Genomic DNA, 1,623 nt, shown 5'->3' with positions numbered 1-1,623 from the left:
TTTTAAACGCGTGCTTTCTTTTTATTTTACCAGTACCGGTAAGCTTAAAACGCTTTTTGGCACTAGACTTTGTTTTCATTTTCGGCATGTTATCCTCTTTTTATATTATAACTCTCTTATTATTCTTTATTCTATTTTGCTTTTCTTGGAGATAAAAACATAGTCATACGTTTTCCCTCAAGTTTTGGCATTTGTTCTACTTTTCCAAGTTCTTCAAGATCCTGAGCTAATCTAAGCAATAGGATTTCACCTTTATCTTTAAAAACGATAGATCTACCTTTAAAAAATACAAAAGCTTTTAGTTTTGCACCATCTTTTAAAAATTTCTCTGCATTACGTTTTTTAAACTCGTAATCGTGATCATCTGTATTAGGACCAAAACGTATTTCTTTTACAACAACTTTGCTCGCTTTGGCTTTCATTGCCTTTTCGCGTTTCTTTTGTTCGTAAAGAAACTTTTTGTAATCCATCGCTTTTACCACCGGTGGTTTAGCATCTGGAGATATTTCTACCAAATCCAAACCTAAATCTTCGGCTATGGTTAATGCTTCTTTGGTTGGATAAACGCCCATTTCTACATTATCACCTACAAGGCGAACTTCTTCTGCCCTGATTTTTTGGTTAATCCGGTGTTGATCCTCTTTAACTGCTCTAAGCGGTCTTTTCGATTTTTTTCTACGTATTGCTATGGCTGATCTATTTTTGGTTAAACTTCAAACGTCTTCAACGTTTTTTTGATTTCGTTATTTATAATTGCGGCAAAGTCTTCTACTGGCATAGTGCCAATATCGCCTTCCCCTCTCTTTCGTACAGAAACCGTACCATCCTGTTCTTCCTGTTCCCCTATAATCAACATATATGGGAATTTGTTCATTTCGGCTTCCCTAATTTTCTTCCCAATGGTTTCATTTCGGTTATCTGCCAAAGCGCGAATTTCGTTATTTTCCAGCAAAGTTAAAACTTTTTGGGCGTATTTTTCATATTTCTCACTGATTGAGAGCACCATAGCCTGCTCGGGCATCAACCACAATGGAAAGTTACCTGCTGTATGTTCCAGTAATATGGCGATAAAACGTTCCATACTACCAAATGGCGCACGGTGAATCATTACCGGGCGGTGTGTCTCATTGTCACTTCCTTTGTAAGTGAGTTCAAAACGTTCTGGCAGGTTGTAGTCTACCTGAATGGTGCCAAGTTGCCAGCTTCTGCCAAGTGCATCCTTCACCATAAAATCTAACTTTGGTCCGTAAAACGCGGCTTCCCCGGTTTCAACAACATAATTAAGACCTTTTTCCTTAGCTGCATTAATAATGGCAGTTTCGGCTTTTTCCCAAACATTGTCAGATCCTATATACTTTTCTTTATTCTCCGGATCTCTTAAGGAAACCTGGGCGGTGAAATTTTCAAAACCTAAAGAATCGAATACATATAAGGTAAGGTCTATTACTTTTTTGAATTCTTCATCTAATTGATCTGGAGTACAGAATATATGAGCATCATCCTGGGTGAAACCTCTAACACGGGTTAATCCGTGTAATTCCCCACTTTGTTCGTAGCGATAAACAGTACCAAATTCAGCAAAACGTTTTGGAAGATCACGGTAACTCCAGGAGCTAGCGTTAT

General features: G+C 37.8%; 3 protein-coding genes. All 3 read right to left on the bottom strand.

Annotation, left to right across the window (positions count from 1 at the left end; genetic code table 11):
• Positions 1-88 (bottom strand): 50S ribosomal protein L35 (locus AACZ30_RS13950; RefSeq protein ID WP_339650134.1); only part of this gene is annotated, 88 nt, incomplete at its 3' end.
• A 43-nt stretch (positions 89-131) separates the two neighbouring features.
• Positions 132-683 carry a translation initiation factor IF-3 gene (gene infC / locus AACZ30_RS13945; RefSeq protein WP_075327583.1) on the bottom strand — a complete coding sequence of 184 codons (552 nt, stop codon included), beginning with the start codon at positions 681-683 and terminating at the stop codon, positions 132-134.
• A 23-nt stretch (positions 684-706) separates the two neighbouring features.
• On the bottom strand, positions 707-1,623 hold a 917-nt coding region (thrS, locus tag AACZ30_RS13940), incomplete at its 5' end, for a threonine--tRNA ligase (RefSeq protein WP_339650131.1).

It is taken from the genome of uncultured Salegentibacter sp. (assembly GCF_963972535.1).
Taxonomy (GTDB): domain Bacteria; phylum Bacteroidota; class Bacteroidia; order Flavobacteriales; family Flavobacteriaceae; genus Salegentibacter.
The sequence above is the reverse complement of the archived record's forward strand: the minus strand, read 5'-3'. Positions and strand labels throughout refer to the sequence as shown.